This is a genomic window from Bacteroides sp. AM07-18, from assembly GCF_003602695.1.
Taxonomy (GTDB): domain Bacteria; phylum Bacteroidota; class Bacteroidia; order Bacteroidales; family Bacteroidaceae; genus Bacteroides; species Bacteroides uniformis.
The window spans coordinates 47,193-62,458 of record NZ_QTLM01000016.1 but is presented as its reverse complement, the minus strand read 5'-3'; the positions used below and the strand labels follow the sequence as shown (position 1 = coordinate 62,458).

At 45.9% G+C, this 15,266-nt stretch carries 12 protein-coding genes; all 12 read left to right on the top strand.

All coding sequences use genetic code 11. The features are described from left to right. The first annotated feature begins 22 nt into the window (after positions 1 to 22). The 12 genes from rpoB to rpsS all read left to right on the top strand — a co-directional run bounded on the left by rpoB (position 23) and on the right by rpsS (position 15,232). Positions 23 to 3,835 (top strand): DNA-directed RNA polymerase subunit beta, encoded by a 3,813-nt coding sequence (rpoB, locus tag DW096_RS16115; RefSeq protein ID WP_005825717.1) that lies wholly within the window; start codon positions 23 to 25, stop codon positions 3,833 to 3,835. A 108-nt stretch (positions 3,836 to 3,943) separates the two neighbouring features. Then, on the top strand, positions 3,944 to 8,239 hold the full coding sequence (gene rpoC / locus DW096_RS16110; RefSeq protein ID WP_008661873.1) for a DNA-directed RNA polymerase subunit beta': 4,296 nt from the start codon (positions 3,944 to 3,946) through the stop codon (positions 8,237 to 8,239). Positions 8,240 to 8,507: 268 nt separating this feature from the next. Beyond that, entirely contained in the window at positions 8,508 to 8,819 is a 312-nt protein-coding gene (locus DW096_RS16105) for a DUF3467 domain-containing protein (RefSeq protein WP_005825714.1), read from the top strand. A 117-nt stretch (positions 8,820 to 8,936) separates the two neighbouring features. After that, positions 8,937 to 9,338 (top strand): 30S ribosomal protein S12, encoded by a 402-nt coding sequence (gene rpsL, locus DW096_RS16100; RefSeq protein WP_005825712.1) that lies wholly within the window; start codon positions 8,937 to 8,939, stop codon positions 9,336 to 9,338. 155 nt (positions 9,339 to 9,493) lie between these two features. After that, entirely contained in the window at positions 9,494 to 9,970 is a 477-nt protein-coding gene (rpsG, locus tag DW096_RS16095; protein WP_005825710.1) for a 30S ribosomal protein S7, read from the top strand. A 59-nt stretch (positions 9,971 to 10,029) separates the two neighbouring features. Next, a complete protein-coding gene (fusA, locus tag DW096_RS16090; RefSeq protein WP_117866807.1) occupies positions 10,030 to 12,147 on the top strand; it encodes an elongation factor G in 2,118 nt (705 codons plus the stop codon). An 86-nt stretch (positions 12,148 to 12,233) separates the two neighbouring features. Beyond that, on the top strand, positions 12,234 to 12,539 hold the full coding sequence (rpsJ, locus tag DW096_RS16085; RefSeq protein ID WP_004291244.1) for a 30S ribosomal protein S10: 306 nt from the start codon (positions 12,234 to 12,236) through the stop codon (positions 12,537 to 12,539). A gap of 19 nt (positions 12,540 to 12,558) precedes the next feature. Next, complete coding sequence (rplC, locus tag DW096_RS16080) at positions 12,559 to 13,176, top strand: 50S ribosomal protein L3 (protein ID WP_005825708.1); 618 nt, start codon at positions 12,559 to 12,561, stop codon at positions 13,174 to 13,176. Beyond that, positions 13,176 to 13,802, top strand: a complete 627-nt coding sequence (rplD, locus tag DW096_RS16075) for a 50S ribosomal protein L4 (RefSeq protein ID WP_005825707.1) — start codon at positions 13,176 to 13,178, stop codon at positions 13,800 to 13,802. Before rplC ends, rplD begins: the two co-directional genes overlap by 1 nt. Before the next feature lie 16 nt (positions 13,803 to 13,818). Beyond that, entirely contained in the window at positions 13,819 to 14,112 is a 294-nt protein-coding gene (gene rplW / locus DW096_RS16070) for a 50S ribosomal protein L23 (RefSeq protein ID WP_005825706.1), read from the top strand. A gap of 5 nt (positions 14,113 to 14,117) precedes the next feature. Continuing rightward, positions 14,118 to 14,942, top strand: a complete 825-nt coding sequence (gene rplB / locus DW096_RS16065; protein WP_005825705.1) for a 50S ribosomal protein L2 — start codon at positions 14,118 to 14,120, stop codon at positions 14,940 to 14,942. Between the two features lie 20 nt (positions 14,943 to 14,962). Beyond that, positions 14,963 to 15,232 carry a 30S ribosomal protein S19 gene (gene rpsS / locus DW096_RS16060; protein WP_002558070.1) on the top strand — a complete coding sequence of 90 codons (270 nt, stop codon included), beginning with the start codon at positions 14,963 to 14,965 and terminating at the stop codon, positions 15,230 to 15,232. Positions 15,233 to 15,266 lie beyond the last annotated feature (34 nt).

Below are 15,266 nucleotides of genomic sequence, written 5' to 3'. Positions count from 1 at the left end.
AGTTCTACAAATCCATTAACAGATGTCTTCAAATACTGTAAATCAAAGAGTTAATTTTGCTTCGACTAAGAATCCGCTTGAATATCCGGATTTTCTGGAAGTACAATTGAAGTCATTCAAAGACTTTCTACAACTGGACACCCCACCCGAGAAACGTAAGAACGAGGGACTGTATAAAGTATTTGCTGAAAACTTCCCCATTGCCGATACAAGAAATAATTTTGTTCTTGAGTTTTTGGACTACTATATTGATCCGCCGCGCTATACCATTGATGAATGTATAGAGCGAGGGCTTACATATAGCGTGCCTTTGAAGGCAAAATTGAAATTATATTGTACCGACCCCGACCACGAAGATTTTGACACGGTCATTCAGGACGTGTTCCTCGGTCCTATTCCTTACATGACGGATAAGGCAACATTCGTCATCAACGGTGCGGAACGTGTGGTTGTATCCCAGCTTCACCGTTCACCGGGCGTATTCTTCGGACAGAGCGTACATGCCAACGGTACCAAGTTGTACTCAGCCCGTATCATCCCGTTCAAGGGTTCGTGGATTGAGTTTGCCACCGACATCAACAACGTCATGTATGCGTACATTGACCGTAAGAAGAAATTGCCGGTTACCACTTTGCTGAGAGCCATCGGATTTGAGAATGACAAGGACATTCTCGAGATTTTTAATTTGGCGGAAGACGTGAAGGTGAACAAGACGAACCTCAAGAAGATGGTGGGACGTAAGTTGGCCGCACGTGTGTTGAAAACATGGATTGAGGATTTTGTAGACGAAGATACCGGTGAAGTTGTTTCCATCGAGCGTAACGAAGTCGTTATTGACCGTGAAACTGTAATCGAGCCGGAACATGTTGACATTATATTAGAGTCGGGCGTTCAGAATATCCTCGTACACAAGGAAGAACCGAACCAGTCTGACTATTCTATCATATATAATACTCTGCAGAAGGATCCGAGTAACTCGGAAAAAGAAGCTGTACTCTACATCTACCGCCAGTTGCGTAATGCAGACCCTGCCGATGATGCCAGTGCACGCGAGGTTATCAATAACCTGTTCTTCTCAGAGAAGAGATATGACCTGGGTGATGTAGGCCGTTATCGTATCAACAGAAAGTTGAACTTGACGACCGATATGGACGTGCGTGTCCTTACCAAGGAAGATATTATCGAAATTATCAAATATCTCATCGAGTTGATTAACTCGAAAGCGGATGTGGACGATATCGACCACTTGAGCAACCGTCGTGTGCGTACAGTGGGCGAACAGTTGTCCAATCAGTTTGCCATCGGTCTGGCACGTATGTCGCGTACTATCCGCGAGCGTATGAACGTCCGTGACAATGAAGTCTTTACTCCGATTGACCTGATTAACGCCAAGACAATCTCTTCCGTTATCAATTCATTCTTTGGAACGAATGCTTTGTCACAGTTCATGGACCAGACCAACCCGCTGGCCGAGATTACTCACAAGCGCCGTATGTCTGCCCTGGGTCCCGGCGGTCTGTCACGCGAGCGTGCAGGCTTCGAGGTTCGTGACGTACACTATACTCACTACGGACGTCTTTGTCCTATCGAGACTCCTGAAGGTCCGAACATCGGTTTGATTTCTTCACTCTGTGTGTTCGCGAAAATCAACGAGCTTGGCTTCATTGAAACTCCGTACCGCAAGGTGGCAGAGGGTAAGGTTGATCTTTCTGACGAAGGTTTGGTTTACCTCACCGCAGAAGAAGAGGAAGCCAAGATTATTGCTCAGGGTAATGCTCCTTTGAACGATGACGGTACTTTTGTACGTGATAAAGTAAAATCCCGTCAGGATGCCGACTATCCGGTGGTTCCTCCTTCCGAGGTGGAATTGATGGACGTATCTCCCCAGCAGATTGCTTCTATTGCGGCTTCTTTGATTCCGTTCTTGGAGCATGATGACGCCAACCGTGCATTGATGGGATCAAACATGATGCGCCAGGCTGTTCCTTTATTGAAGAGCGAAGCTCCGATTGTAGGTACCGGTATCGAACGCCAGCTGGCACGCGATTCTCGTACGCAGATTACTGCCGAGGGTGACGGTGTGGTTGAATTCGTGGATGCAACGACTATCCGTATTCTGTACGACCGTACAGAGGAGGAAGAGTTCGTAAGCTTCGAGCCTGCATTGAAAGAATATAATATCCCGAAGTGGCGCCGTACCAACCAGAATATGACGATTGACCTCCGTCCGATTTGCGAGAAGGGTCAGCGCGTGACTGCAGGTCAAATCCTGACGGAAGGTTATTCAACCGAAGACGGAGAACTTGCACTGGGTAAGAACCTGCTGGTTGCTTACATGCCGTGGAAGGGCTATAACTATGAGGATGCTATCGTACTGAATGAACGTGTGGTTCGTGAGGACCTTTTGACCTCTGTACACGTAGAAGAATATTCTTTGGAAGTTCGCGAAACGAAGCGTGGTATGGAAGAGTTGACCTCTGACATTCCTAACGTAAGTGAGGAAGCGACTAAAGACCTTGACGAAAACGGTATTGTTCGTGTGGGTGCCCGCATCGAACCGGGTGATATCCTTATCGGTAAGATTACTCCGAAGGGTGAATCGGATCCTTCTCCGGAAGAGAAACTGCTCCGTGCCATCTTCGGTGACAAGGCCGGTGATGTGAAGGATGCTTCTTTGAAAGCCTCTCCTTCTTTGAAGGGTGTTGTTATCGGTAAGCGTCTGTTCTCCCGTGTTGTCAAGACCCGCAGCTCCAAGCTGGCCGACAAGGCTCTGTTACCGAAGATTGACGATGAGTTCGACGCTAAGATTGGTGACCTCAAGAAAGTGTTGATAAACAAGCTGTTGAAGCTTACAGAAAATTATACATCGGAAGGTGTGAAGGATTACATGGGTGCCGACATTATTTCCAAAGGCGCCAGATTCTCTGCTTCCGACTTCAGCGATTTGGACTTCACCGCTGTTCAGTTGAGCAACTGGACGAAGGATGAACATACCAACGGACTGATTCGTGCATTGGTGATGAACTTCATCAAGAAGTACAAGGAACTCGATGCCGAGCTGAAACGCAAGAAGTTCGCCATCACTATCGGTGACGAGTTGCCCGCAGGTATCATTCAGATGGCCAAGGTATACATTGCCAAGAAACGTAAGATTGGTGTCGGTGACAAGATGGCCGGTCGTCACGGTAACAAGGGTATTGTTTCCCGTGTGGTACGCCAGGAAGACATGCCGTTCCTTGCTGACGGTACTCCGGTAGACATCGTGCTGAATCCGTTGGGTGTGCCTTCACGTATGAACATCGGTCAGATATTCGAGGCCGTTCTCGGGCGTGCCGGAAAAAACCTGGGCGTGAAGTTTGCCACTCCTATCTTTGACGGTGCATCTTTGGACGATTTGAACGAATGGACCGATAAGGCCGGCTTGCCTCGCTACGGCAAGACAACGCTGTATGATGGTGGTACCGGTGAAGCATTCGAGCAGCAGGCTACGGTAGGTGTGACTTACATGCTGAAGCTCGGTCACATGGTTGAAGACAAGATGCACGCACGTTCCATCGGTCCGTACTCACTCATTACGCAACAGCCGTTGGGTGGTAAGGCACAGTTCGGTGGTCAGCGTTTTGGAGAAATGGAAGTTTGGGCACTCGAAGCGTTCGGTGCCGCACACATTCTGCAGGAAATCCTGACTATCAAGTCTGATGACGTTGTAGGACGTTCCAAGGCTTATGAAGCAATCGTGAAGGGTGAACCGATGCCTGCTCCGGGTATCCCCGAGTCACTGAACGTATTGCTGCACGAGTTGAGAGGTTTGGGCTTGAGCATCAACTTAGAATAATGGATAATTGATAATTGAGAGTGGATAATGCAAGTTACCATTCTCAATTATCGGTTTTCAGTTTTTCAATTTCAATTTTCCATTGTCAATTATCAATTAAATAAATTTATGGCTTTTAGAAAAGATAACAAGATAAAGAGTAATTTCTCGAAAATCTCTATCGGTTTGGCTTCTCCTGAGGAAATCCTTGAGAATTCGAGTGGTGAAGTTTTAAAGCCTGAAACCATCAACTATCGTACGTATAAGCCCGAACGCGACGGATTGTTCTGCGAGCGCATCTTTGGTCCTATCAAGGATTACGAGTGCCATTGCGGTAAGTACAAGCGTATCCGTTACAAAGGCATCGTCTGCGACCGTTGTGGTGTGGAAGTGACTGAAAAGAAAGTGCGCCGTGAGCGTATGGGACACATCCAGCTCGTTGTGCCCGTGGCTCACATCTGGTACTTCCGTTCACTTCCCAACAAAATCGGTTACTTGTTGGGCTTGCCCACCAAGAAGCTGGATGCCATTATCTATTACGAGCGTTATGTTGTCATTCAGCCGGGTGTACTGTCCGATGAAGTGGCACAGTATGACTTGCTTGAAGAAGGAGAATACCTGGACTTGCTGGAAAAGTTGCCGAAAGACAACCAGTTCCTCGAAGATTCAGATCCCAATAAGTTCATTGCCAAGATGGGCGCGGAAGCTATCTACGATTTGCTGTCACGCCTCGACCTTGACTCTTTGTCTTACGAACTGCGTAACCGTGCCGGAAGCGATGCTTCACAGCAACGCAAGACCGAAGCTCTGAAACGTCTTCAGGTAGTTGAGTCGTTCCGTGCATCACGCGGACGCAACAAGCCCGAGTGGATGATTGTACGCATTGTACCGGTTATTCCACCCGAACTTCGTCCGTTGGTCCCATTGGATGGCGGCCGTTTCGCAACTTCTGACTTGAATGACCTTTACCGTCGTGTCATCATCCGTAACAACCGTCTGAAGAGATTGATTGAAATCAAAGCTCCTGAAGTGATTTTGCGTAATGAAAAACGTATGTTGCAGGAAGCTGTCGACTCTCTGTTTGATAACTCCCGTAAATCGAGTGCAGTGAAGACCGACGCTAACCGTCCGTTGAAGTCACTTTCCGACAGTTTGAAGGGTAAGCAAGGACGTTTCCGTCAGAACTTGTTGGGTAAGCGTGTCGACTATTCCGCACGTTCTGTAATCGTTGTAGGTCCGGAGCTGAAGATGGGCGAATGCGGTATCCCTAAACTGATGGCAGCCGAGCTTTACAAGCCGTTCATCATTCGTAAGCTCATTGAGCGTGGTATCGTGAAGACGGTAAAGAGCGCCAAGAAGATTGTAGACCGCAAGGAACCCGTTATCTGGGACATTTTGGAACACGTGATGAAGGGGCATCCGGTGCTGTTGAACCGTGCCCCGACACTTCACCGTCTGGGTATCCAGGCATTCCAGCCTAAAATGATTGAAGGTAAGGCAATCCAGCTGCACCCGTTGGCATGTACGGCGTTCAATGCCGACTTCGACGGTGACCAGATGGCCGTGCACTTGCCGTTGAGCAACGAAGCGATTCTGGAAGCACAGATGCTAATGCTCCAGTCACACAATATATTGAACCCTGCCAACGGTGCTCCTATCACTGTGCCTGCTCAGGATATGGTACTTGGTCTGTACTATATTACGAAGCTGCGCAAGGGTGCCAAGGGTGAAGGCCTGACATTCTACGGTCCTGAGGAAGCGCTGATTGCCTACAATGAAGGTAAGTGCGACATCCATGCTCCGGTAAGCGTAATAGTGAAAGACGTTGACGAGAATGGTAACATTGTGGACAAGATGATGCACGATACCTCCGTGGGCCGTGTCATTGTCAACGAAATTGTTCCGGCAGAAGCAGGATATATCAATACGATTATCTCCAAGAAGTCACTCCGAGACATCATCAGTCACGTAATCAAGGTGTGCGGTGTTGCCAAGGCAGCCGACTTCCTCGACGGAATCAAGAACCTCGGTTATTACATGGCCTTCAAGGGTGGTTTGTCGTTCAACTTGGGCGATATCATTATCCCGGAAGAGAAGGAAGCATTAGTACAGAAAGGTTATGATGAAGTAGAGCAGGTAATCAATAACTATAACATGGGTTTCATCACGAACAACGAGCGTTACAACCAGGTAATCGATATCTGGACGCACGTGAACTCTGAGTTGTCCAACATCCTGATGAAAACCATTTCAAGCGACGACCAGGGTTTCAACTCTGTATACATGATGCTGGATTCCGGTGCCCGTGGTTCTAAGGAACAGATTCGTCAGCTCTCCGGTATGCGTGGTTTGATGGCGAAGCCCCAGAAAGCAGGTGCCGAAGGCGGTCAGATTATCGAAAACCCGATTCTTTCTAACTTTAAGGAAGGTCTGTCCGTGTTGGAGTACTTTATCTCTACCCACGGTGCCCGTAAGGGTCTTGCTGATACCGCTTTGAAGACGGCCGATGCCGGATACCTGACCCGTCGTCTGGTTGACGTATCGCATGATGTGATTATTAATGAAGAAGACTGCGGCACGCTCCGCGGATTGGTTTGTACGGCACTGAAGAACAATGATGAAACCATTGCCACTCTGTATGAACGTATCCTGGGTCGTGTATCCGTACATGATATTGTTCATCCTACAACCGGCGAACTGATTGTGGCCGGCGGTGAGGAAATTACCGAGGACATTGCACAACGCATTGAAGACTCTCCAATCGAGAGCGTTGAAATCCGTTCTGTATTGACCTGCGAATCCAAGAAAGGTGTTTGTGCCAAGTGTTACGGACGTAACCTGGCTTCCAGCCGTATGGTTCAGAAGGGCGAGGCAGTCGGCGTAATCGCTGCACAGTCTATCGGTGAGCCGGGTACACAGTTGACACTGCGTACATTCCATGCCGGTGGTACGGCAGCCAATATTGCTGCCAACGCAAGCATCGTGGCCAAGAATCCTGCCCGTCTGGAATTCGAAGAACTCCGTACGGTAGACGTTATCGACGAAGCAGGCGAACCGGCAAAGGTAGTGGTAGGCCGTTTGGCCGAAGTGCGTTTCGTGGATGTCAACACGGGTATTGTGCTTTCCACTCATAATGTACCCTACGGTTCTACGCTCTATGCAGCCGATGGTGAAATGGTAGAGAAAGGCAAGATGATTGCCCGTTGGGACCCGTTCAACGCGGTTATCATTACCGAAGCTACCGGTAAGATTGAATTTGAAGGTGTTATTGAAAACGTGACTTATAAGGTAGAGTCTGATGAATCTACCGGTTTGCGCGAAATCATCATCATTGAGTCTAAGGATAAGACGAAGGTGCCTACCGCACACATCATGACAGAAGACGGCGAACTGATCCGTACATACAACTTGCCAGTAGGTGGCCACGTAGTGGTTGAAGACGGTCAGAAGGTAAAGGCCGGTGAAGTTATCGTGAAGATTCCGCGTGCCGTAGGTAAAGCGGGTGATATCACGGGTGGTCTTCCCCGTGTCACTGAGTTGTTCGAGGCACGTAACCCGTCTAATCCCGCTGTGGTTTCAGAAATCGACGGTGAGGTTACCATGGGTAAGGTGAAACGCGGTAATCGCGAAATCATCGTTACTTCCAAGACCGGTGAAGTGAAGAAGTACCTCGTACCGTTGTCCAAGCAGATTCTGGTTCAGGAGAACGACTATGTACGCGCCGGTACTCCGTTGTCTGACGGTGCTATCACACCTGCGGACATCCTGGCTATCAAAGGTCCTACGGCCGTGCAGGAATATATTGTGAACGAGGTTCAGGACGTTTACCGTCTGCAGGGTGTGAAGATTAATGATAAGCACTTTGAAATCATCGTTCGTCAGATGATGCGCAAGGTGGAAATCGACGAGCCAGGTGATACCCGCTTCCTGGAACAGCAAGTTGTTGACAAGATGGAATTCATGGAAGAGAATGACCGTATCTGGGGAAAGAAGGTGGTAGTGGATGCTGGAGATTCCCAGAGTCTGCAGGCTGGCCAGATTGTGACGGCCCGCAAGCTGCGTGACGAGAACTCCATGTTGAAACGCCGCGACTTGAAACCCGTGGAAGTGCGCGACGCTGTACCTGCGACTTCTACTCAGATTCTTCAAGGTATCACCCGTGCTGCATTGCAGACTTCAAGCTTCATGTCGGCTGCTTCCTTCCAGGAAACGACGAAGGTACTGAACGAGGCTGCCATCAACGGAAAGGTGGACCGTCTGGAAGGTATGAAGGAGAACGTAATTTGCGGTCACCTGATTCCTGCCGGTACCGGACAACGCGAGTTCGAGAAGATTATCGTTGGCTCCAAAGAAGAGTACGACCGTATGCTTGCCAACAAGAAGACGGTACTTGATTATGCTGTAGACGAGAAAGTAGAGGGATAGCCTTACAACGTCAATATAATTCTATAAAATAGAGAGGGAATATCCTATAAGAAGGAGTATTCCCTCTCTGTTTTATCTTTGCCTCTTCCTTCTGTACTGCAATGCTTCTGTATGTTTGTTACAGTGCTACTGCAAAACGGTTGCAGTGGCTTGCTCCTTTTTCAGAACGGATTATTATGTGTCTTTTTGAACTTAAATGTATATCATCCGAAAAAAAAGAGTACTTTTGGTCTATCTTTTAAGAACATTTTAAAAACAATTGTGCAACATGGAAAATCAAGAAAACAACAACGGTCAACTCCAGATAGAATTGAAGGAAGAAGTGGCGCAAGGTACATATGCCAATTTGGCTATTATAACTCATTCCAGTTCGGAATTTATTCTCGACTTTATCCGCGTGATGCCTGGAATGCCAAAGGCTGGCGTGCAATCGCGCATAGTTTTGGCACCCGAACATGCCAAGCGTTTGCTGCGTGCACTCGAAGAGAATATTGGGAAATATGAACGCGCTTTCGGACTGATTCGCATGCCGGACGAACAAACATTTCCGCCTCTTCCCAACATCAAGGGTGAAGCGTAAAATCAAAAAAAAACTTGTAGTGCATTGATTATTCAAAACTTATTAGTATCTTTGCAGCCCAAAAGTGTATAGTTTTGAATTAATATAAACAATAATATATAACTAAAAACAATTAAAATGCCTACAATTCAGCAATTAGTAAGAAAAGGACGCGAAGTGCTGGTGGAGAAATCAAAGTCTCCAGCCTTGGACTCTTGTCCTCAAAGACGTGGCGTTTGCGTGAGAGTGTATACAACCACTCCGAAGAAGCCGAATTCAGCTATGCGTAAAGTAGCTCGTGTACGTTTGACCAATGGTAAAGAGGTGAACTCTTATATTCCGGGAGAAGGTCACAACTTGCAGGAACACTCTATCGTGTTGGTACGTGGTGGTCGTGTAAAAGACCTTCCGGGTGTGCGTTATCACATCGTACGTGGTACTTTGGATACTGCAGGTGTTGCAGGTCGTACACAAAGACGTTCCAAATACGGCGCAAAACGTCCGAAACCGGGTCAAGCAGCTCCTGCTAAGAAGAAATAATCTGGTGGCCTGATTCCCAAAATAGGAAAATTTAAAGTAATAACTTACGTTTTAGTTTGTTGGAAATGCTAAAGGTTGAGTAAATTCTCCGGAGGGAGAGTTGAAGAAGACAGAAGTAAACAACCAAGAACGAAAAACATTATTCTTTCAGACAAATGAGAAAAGCAAAACCAAAAAAACGCGTTATCCTTCCGGATCCCGTGTTCAATGATGTAAAAGTTTCCAAGTTCGTGAATCACTTGATGTACGATGGAAAGAAGAACACTTCTTATGAAATCTTCTATGCTGCGTTGGAAACAGTGAAGAACAAAATGCAGAACGAAGAGAAATCCGCTCTTGAAATCTGGAAAAAAGCTCTGGATAATGTGACTCCTCAAGTGGAAGTTAAGTCTCGCCGTGTGGGTGGTGCTACTTTCCAGGTTCCTACAGAAATCCGTGCTGACCGTAAGGAATCAATTTCCATGAAGAACTTGATTATCTTTGCACGTAAGCGTGGCGGTAAATCAATGGCTGATAAGCTGGCTGCCGAAATCATGGATGCTTTCAATGAACAGGGCGGTGCTTACAAACGTAAAGAAGATATGCATAGAATGGCAGAAGCTAACCGTGCATTTGCTCATTTCAGATTCTAATACTATAAGAGACTAACCAATTAGAAGATTAAAAAAACTTAAAGTAAGGGAATTAGAAAATGGCAAAGCATGATTTACATTTGACACGTAATATCGGTATCATGGCCCACATCGATGCCGGAAAGACAACGACTTCTGAACGTATTTTGTTTTACACGGGTTTGACCCACAAAATCGGTGAGGTACACGATGGTGCCGCTACAATGGACTGGATGGAGCAAGAACAAGAACGTGGTATCACTATCACTTCTGCTGCTACTACCACTCGTTGGAAATATGCCGGTGATACTTATAAAATTAACTTGATTGACACTCCGGGGCACGTTGACTTTACCGCTGAGGTAGAACGCTCTTTGCGTATTCTTGATGGTGCCGTTGCTGCTTATTGTGCAGTAGGTGGTGTTGAACCGCAATCTGAGACAGTTTGGCGCCAGGCTGATAAATATAACGTACCGCGTATCGCTTACGTTAATAAGATGGACCGTTCGGGTGCTGACTTCTTTGAGGTAGTCCGCCAGATGAAGGACGTTTTGGGTGCTAATCCGTGTCCTATCGTCATTCCTATCGGTGCTGAGGAATCTTTCAAAGGTCTGGTAGACCTTATCAAAATGAAAGCTATCTATTGGCATGATGAAACAATGGGTGCTGACTATACAGTAGAAGAAATTCCTGCAAATCTGGTAGACGAAGCTAATGAATGGAGAGATAAGATGCTCGAAAAAGTGGCTGAGTTTGACGATGCTTTGATGGAGAAATATTTCGATGATCCTTCTACCATTACAGAAGAAGAGGTTTTGAGAGCTCTCCGTAACGCAACAGTGCAAATGGCTGTCGTTCCGATGCTTTGCGGTTCTTCATTCAAGAACAAAGGTGTACAGACATTGCTCGATTACGTGTGTGCATTCTTGCCTTCTCCGCTGGATACAGAGAACGTTATCGGTACAAACCCCGAAACTGGTGCTGAAGAAGACCGTAAACCGAGCGAAGACGAAAAGACTTCTGCTTTGGCATTTAAGATTGCAACAGACCCGTATGTAGGTCGTTTGACTTTCTTCCGCGTTTATTCCGGTAAGATTGAGGCTGGTTCTTATATCTATAACTCTCGTTCTGGTAAGAAAGAACGCGTATCCCGTCTGTTCCAGATGCACTCAAACAAGCAGAATCCGGTAGAAGTTATCGGTGCTGGTGATATTGGTGCTGGCGTAGGTTTCAAGGATATACATACTGGTGATACATTGTGTGACGAAACTGCACCGATTGTATTGGAGTCTATGGACTTCCCGGAACCGGTAATTGGTATCGCAGTTGAGCCTAAGACTCAGAAGGATATGGATAAACTGTCAAATGGCTTGGCTAAGCTGGCTGAAGAAGATCCGACGTTTACAGTTAAGACTGACGAACAGACTGGTCAGACAGTTATCTCTGGTATGGGTGAGCTTCACTTGGATATTATCATCGACCGTCTGAAACGTGAGTTCAAGGTTGAATGTAACCAAGGTAAGCCTCAAGTTAACTATAAGGAAGCTATCACTAAGACAGTCAACTTGCGTGAAGTTTACAAGAAGCAGTCCGGTGGTCGTGGTAAGTTTGCTGATATTATCGTGAACATCGGCCCGGTTGATGAAGACTTCAAGGAAGGCGGATTGCAATTCGTCGACGAAGTGAAGGGTGGTAACATTCCTAAGGAATTTATCCCGTCTGTACAGAAAGGCTTCACTACTGCCATGAAGAATGGTGTATTGGCAGGTTATCCGTTGGATTCATTGAAAGTAACCTTGATTGACGGCTCTTTCCACCCGGTTGACTCAGACCAGTTGTCTTTCGAAATCTGTGCTATCCAGGCATATAAGAATGCTTGTGCCAAGGCAGGTCCGGTATTGATGGAGCCTATCATGAAACTGGAAGTTGTTACTCCGGAAGAAAACATGGGTGACGTTATCGGTGACTTGAACAAGCGTCGTGGCCAGGTGGAAGGTATGGAATCCAGCCGTTCCGGTGCACGTATCGTGAAGGCAATGGTTCCGCTGGCAGAAATGTTCGGTTACGTAACAGCATTGCGTACCATCACTTCTGGTCGTGCAACCTCTTCAATGGTATACTCTCACCACGCCCAGGTTTCCAACTCTATTGCCAAGGCAGTATTGGAGGAAGTAAAAGGTCGTGCTGACTTAATCTAAAAAAACTTGAAGTCCCGTAGGCTAGCGAATGACTCTTAGCCTGCGGAACTTCATCTTATATAACTATTTAATAACTAAAGACAGTAATGAGTCAAAAAATTAGAATCAAACTGAAATCTTACGACCACAACTTGGTTGACAAGTCAGCTGAGAAGATTGTAAGAACGGTGAAGACAACGGGCGCCATCGTTAGCGGTCCGATTCCTCTTCCTACGCACAAGCGTATCTTTACCGTGAACCGTTCGACTTTCGTTAACAAGAAGTCGCGTGAACAATTCGAACTCTCTTCTTACAAGAGACTGATTGACATCTATAGCTCAACAGCTAAGACAGTAGATGCTCTGATGAAGTTGGAGTTACCGAGTGGTGTGGAAGTAGAAATCAAAGTGTAAGTATTAAAAATTAAGTGAAATGCCAGGATTATTAGGAAAAAAAATCGGAATGACATCCGTTTTCAGTGCCGAGGGTAAGAATGTACCATGCACTGTTATCGAAGCAGGTCCTTGTGTTGTTACTCAAGTGAAAACTGTAGAAAAGGACGGTTATGAAGCTGTTCAGCTGGGCTTCCAGGACAAGAAGGAGAAGCACACTACAAAGCCTTTGATGGGCCACTTTAAGAAAGCTGGAGTAACTCCCAAGAAACACTTGGCTGAGTTCAAAGAATTTGAAACAGAGTTGAATCTGGGTGACACTGTTACCGTAGAACTGTTCAATGACGCAACTTTTGTTGACGTTGTAGGTACTTCTAAGGGTAAAGGTTTCCAGGGTGTAGTAAAACGCCATGGTTTTGGTGGTGTAGGCCAGACTACTCACGGTCAGCACAACCGCGCTCGTAAGCCGGGTTCTATCGGTGCTTGTTCTTACCCTGCAAAAGTATTCAAAGGAATGCGCATGGGCGGACAGCTTGGTGGCGACAGAGTAACTGTTCAAAACCTGCAGGTATTAAAGGTAATCGCGGAGCACAATCTTCTTTTGATTAAGGGATCTGTTCCTGGTTGCAAAGGTTCAATCGTAATAATTGAGAAATAATGGAAGTTAACGTATATAACATTAAAGGTGAAGACACTGGGAGAAAGATTACGTTAAACGAGTCTATCTTCGGAATTGAGCCCAACGACCACGCTATCTACTTGGATGTTAAACAGTTTATGGCTAACCAGCGTCAGGGTACACACAAGTCAAAGGAAAGAAGCGAAATCAGTGGTTCTACTCGTAAAATCGGTCGCCAGAAAGGTGGTGGTGGTGCACGTCGTGGTGACATGAACTCACCGGTACTTGTTGGTGGTGGACGCGTATTCGGTCCGAAACCGAGAGATTACTACTTCAAATTAAACAAAAAAGTAAAGGCTCTGGCTCGTAAGTCAGCTTTGTCATACAAGGCTCAGAACAACGCAGTTGTAGTAGTAGAAGACTTCTCTTTTGAAGCTCCGAAGACTAAAGATTTTGTTGCAATGACAAAAAATCTTAAAGTTTCTGACAAAAAGCTGCTTGTGATTTTACCAGAAGCAAATAAAAACGTATATTTGTCGGCTCGTAATGTGAAGGGTGCTAATGTGCAGACTATCTCAGGGTTAAATACTTACAGAGTATTGGACGCTGGGGTCGTTGTGTTTGCTGAAAGTGCACTTTCTGCTATCGACAATATCTTAATGTAAAAAGGAGGCTTAAATAATGGGAATTATTATTAAACCGTTAGTGACAGAGAAGATGACTGCAATTACTGATAAGACGAATAATCGTTTCGGCTTTATCGTGCGTCCTGAAGCTAATAAACTGGAAATTAAGAAGGAAGTTGAAGCCCTTTACAACGTTACAGTAGTTGATGTGAATACAATGAAGTATGCCGGCAAAAACAAGAGCCGCTATACTCGTGCCGGTATCATCAACGGACGTACGAATGCGTTCAAGAAGGCTATCGTTACGTTGAAAGAAGGAGATACTATTGATTTTTATAGCAATATTTAATAAAAATGGCAGTACGTAAATTTAAGCCCACAACACCGGGGCAAAGACATAAAATTATTGGTACTTACGAAGAGATTACTGCACGGGTACCAGAAAAGTCTCTTGTATTTGGTAAGAAATCTTCAGGTGGTCGTAACAACGAAGGTAAGATGACTATGCGCTACATCGGTGGCGGTAGTAAGAAGATTATTCGTATCGTAGATTTCAAGAGAAATAAAGACGGTGTGCCTGCAGTGGTTAAAACAATTGAATACGATCCGAATCGTTCGGCTCGTATCGCTTTGTTGTTTTATGCAGATGGAGAAAAAAGATATATTATTGCTCCCAATGGATTGCAAGTTGGTACGACTTTGATGTCAGGTGAGACTGCCGCTCCGGAAATCGGAAACGCACTTCCGCTTCAGAATATTCCGGTCGGTACTGTAATTCACAACATCGAATTACGTCCGGGACAAGGCGCTGCCTTGGTTCGCTCGGCTGGTAACTTCGCTCAGTTGACTTCTAGAGAAGGTAAGTACTGCGTTATCAAGTTGCCTTCAGGTGAGGTTCGTCAGATCCTCAGTACTTGTAAGGCTACTATTGGTAGTGTAGGTAACTCAGATCATGGATTGGAAAGTTCAGGTAAAGCTGGACGTTCTCGTTGGTTAGGACGTCGTCCGCGTAACCGTGGTGTTGTTATGAACCCGGTTGATCACCCGATGGGTGGTGGTGAAGGACGTGCTTCAGGAGGACACCCGAGATCTCGTAAGGGATTGTACGCTAAGGGTCTTAAGACAAGAGCTCCGAAGAAACAATCGTCTAAGTATATTATTGAGAGAAGAAAGAAGTAATCTGATTAATTGAGTAAATTATGAGTCGTTCATTAAAAAAAGGTCCGTATATTAACGTTAAGCTTGAGAAGAAAGTGCTTGCCATGAATGAATCGGGCAAGAAAGTGGTAGTTAAGACCTGGGCCAGAGCTTCAATGATTTCGCCTGATTTCGTAGGCCATACTGTTGCAGTTCACAACGGAAATAAATTTATTCCTGTTTATGTTACCGAAAATATGGTAGGACACAAGTTGGGCGAATTTGCTCCAACTCGTACTTTCAGAGGACACGCTGGTAACAAGAAAAAATAAAACAGGATTTATCTGAAATAATAAAGTAATAATA